Origin of the sequence: Burkholderia sp. 4NA327C6 (assembly GCF_005502655.1) — a bacterium.
Lineage (GTDB): Bacteria > Pseudomonadota > Gammaproteobacteria > Burkholderiales > Burkholderiaceae > Burkholderia > Burkholderia contaminans.
The window spans coordinates 1-3,012 of record NZ_SCNZ01000108.1; the positions used below are offsets into that span (position 1 = coordinate 1).

Here is a 3,012-nt window from a genome sequence, read left to right on the forward strand (position 1 = left end):
CCCGGCCACCCGCGGCTGATCCGCCAGATCGCACGCCGCTACCTGGAAAACGGGATGTCGGTGGACCCGAACGAGATCATCGTGACGGTCGGCGCGACGGAGGCGATCAACCTGTGCCTGCAGGCCGTTGCGAAACCGGGCGACACGATTGCAGTGGAATCGCCAACGTTCTACGCGATGTTGCATGCGATCGAACGGATGGGAATGAAGGCGATCGAGGTGGCCACGCATCCGGAATACGGGATCGACATCGCGGCGCTGGCCGCGATCGCGAAGTCGCAGCCGATCGCCGCGTGCATGGTGATGCCGAACTTCCAGAACCCGCTCGGCTTCCAGATGCCGGACGAACGCAAGCGCGAGCTGGTCGAGTTCGCCGCGAAAGCCGACCTGCCGATCATCGAGAACGGTGTGTATAACGAACTGTACTTCGGCAACATGCATCCGAGCACGCTGAAGTCGTTCGACCGGCACGACATCGTGCTGCATTGCTCGTCGTTCTCGAAAAGCCTGACGGCCGCATACCGGATCGGGTGGGCGCTGCCGGGCCGCTATCGCGAGCAGGTCGAGAAGCTGAAATTCCTGAACACGCTCGCGACGCCATCATTGCCGCAGCTCGCGATCGCGGAGTTTCTCGAACGCGACGGCTACGAGCATCACCTGCGGCGGATTCGCAAGGCCTACGCGCAGCAAGCGAACCTGATGCGCACGATGGTGTCGCGGTTCTTTCCGGAAGGCACGCGCATCTCGAGCCCGGCGGGCGGCTACGTGCTGTGGATCGAGCTGCCTGCGCAGATCGACGCGATGCGGCTGTACCAGCTCGCGCTGGAGCAGGGGATCACGATCGGGCCCGGCTACATGTTCTCGATCACGGACAGCTACCGGAACTTCATCCGGCTGAACTACAGCAGCCCGTGGTCGCCGGAGATCGAACAGGCGGTGATCGCGGTCGGCAAGCTCGCCGCCTACTGCCTCGACTGAGTGAGCCGCCGCGCGCGCGGCGTCACGTCAGCCGGTACGACTGCGCGCCGGTTCCCGCGAGCGTGCCGCCGTCGACGATCAGGTATTCGTTGCGGATCGGCTTGCCGTCGAACCAGCATTGCAGGATCTCCAGCGTGCCGGCCGCGTAGCGTGCCTGCGCGGACAGCGACGTGCCCGAGATGTGCGGGGTCATCCCGTTGAACGGCATCGTGCGCCAAGGATGATCGGCCGGCGCCGGCTGCGGAAACCACACGTCGCCGCCATAGCCCGCGAGATGCCCGGACGTGACGGCATGCACGACCGCGTCGCGATCCACCAGCTTGGCGCGCGCGGTGTTGATCAGGTACGCGCCGCGCTTCATGCGCGCGATCATCGCCGCGTCGAACAGGTGCTCGGTCGACGGGTACAGCGGAATCTGCAGGTTGACGATGTCGACGGCGCTCGCGAGCGACGCGGCATCGGCGTGATACGTGAGCCCGAGCGCCTGTTCGATCGACGCATCGAGCCGGTGGCGCTGCGTGTAGTGCAGATGCAGCCCGAACGGTTTCAGCCGGTGCAGCACCGCGAGCCCGATGCGCCCCGCGCCGACCGTACCGAAATGCATGCCTTCGACGTCGTAGCTGCGCGACACGCAATCGGCGATGTTCCAGCCGCCTTGCTGCGCGATCGCATGCGACGGCAAGTAGTTGCGCACCAGCGCGAGCGTCGTCATCACCACGTGCTCGGCCACGCTGATGCTGTTCGAGCCGGTGACTTCGGCGACGGTGATGTGCGCGCGTGCGGCGGCGTCGAGATCGACGTGATCGGAGCCGATGCCGGCCGTCAGCGCGAGCTTCAGCTTCGGCGCGCGGGCGATCCGTTCGGCCGTCAGGTACGCGGGCCAGAACGGCTGCGAGATCACCACGTCCGCTTCGGGCAGCCGGCGCTCGAATTCGGAGTCGGGGCCGTCCTTGTCGCTCGTGACGATCAGCGTGTGGCCGTGCGCTTCCATATAGGCGCGCAAGCCGAGCGCGCCGGACACCGAGCCGACGAGTTCGCCGGGGCGAAAGCCGGGCGGGCCGGCCGGCGTCGGTGCGGTTTGTCCGTCCGCGTAGTGCGTGATGACCGGAATCGCATCGCGCACGTAGCGCGGCGGATAGCCGTCCACGGGATCGGGGTAGAGCACGCACAGGACGGTGGCCATCGGGTAGCACTCCGGGTGACGGGGGAAGGCGCGCGGCATGCGGATTGCGCACGATGCCCGACGTGCGCGGCAGGCAGCGGGTGTGTTGCGCCGCAACGTTGATGACGTTCTACGCCCGTCATGGATCGGCGACAAGCTACAGTCGGTGTTTGCGTGCGGTGCGGGGGCGTCTGTACCTGTTCTTTTCAGGAGGGATGTCGATAATGGGATCGTTACCTGACTTTTCGGGAGCCACGTCATGACTGAAAGCGACGATTCGCCGTCACGCCCCGATCTCACGCAAGGCATCGCGCTCGACGAGCTCGCCGACGGCGCAATGATCGAGGGCCATGTCGGCGATACGGCGGTGCTGCTCGTGCGCCGCGCCGATGAGCTGTTTGCCGTGGGCGCGCAGTGCCCGCACTACGGCGCGCCGCTCGCCGACGGCCTGCTGGAGGGCGACACGATTCACTGCCCGTGGCATCACGCGGCGTTCTGCCTGCGCACCGGCGAGTTGCTGCGCGCGCCGGCGCTCGACGGGCTGCCGTGCTGGCGTGTCGAACGCCGCGACGGCCGCGCCGTCGTGCTCGATGCAGGGCCGGCCGCCGTGCCGCCCGCGCTGAATGCGGCCGGACTGCCCGCGTCGGTGGTGATCGTCGGCGGCGGTGCGGCGGCCATCGCGGCCGCGGTGACGCTGCGGCAGGAAGGCTATCCGCATCCCGTCACGCTGCTCACGGCCGATGCCGATCCGCCGTACGACCGGCCGAACCTGTCGAAAGACTATCTCGCGGGCACCGCGGATGCCGACTGGCTGCCGCTGCGTGCGCCGTCGTTCTATGCGGACCACCATATCGACGTGCGGTGCGGCACGC

Annotated in this window: 3 protein-coding genes; 2 read left to right on the forward strand and 1 reads right to left on the reverse strand. The window is 67.4% G+C overall.

Annotated elements, in window-relative coordinates:
* A partial coding sequence (locus FFS49_RS41655) for a PLP-dependent aminotransferase family protein (protein WP_137951083.1) occupies nucleotides 1-978 on the forward strand: 978 nt, incomplete at its 5' end.
* 22 nt (nucleotides 979-1,000) lie between these two features.
* Here FFS49_RS41655 and FFS49_RS41660 read toward each other — a convergent pair.
* Nucleotides 1,001-2,161 carry an NAD-dependent formate dehydrogenase gene (locus FFS49_RS41660; RefSeq protein ID WP_039371518.1) on the reverse strand — a complete coding sequence of 387 codons (1,161 nt, stop codon included), beginning with the start codon at nucleotides 2,159-2,161 and terminating at the stop codon, nucleotides 1,001-1,003.
* Between the two features lie 238 nt (nucleotides 2,162-2,399).
* On the opposite strand from FFS49_RS41660, the gene FFS49_RS41665 reads away from it, so the two are divergent.
* The coding region (locus tag FFS49_RS41665) for a Rieske 2Fe-2S domain-containing protein (RefSeq protein WP_137951084.1) at nucleotides 2,400-3,012 on the forward strand (613 nt) is incomplete at its 3' end.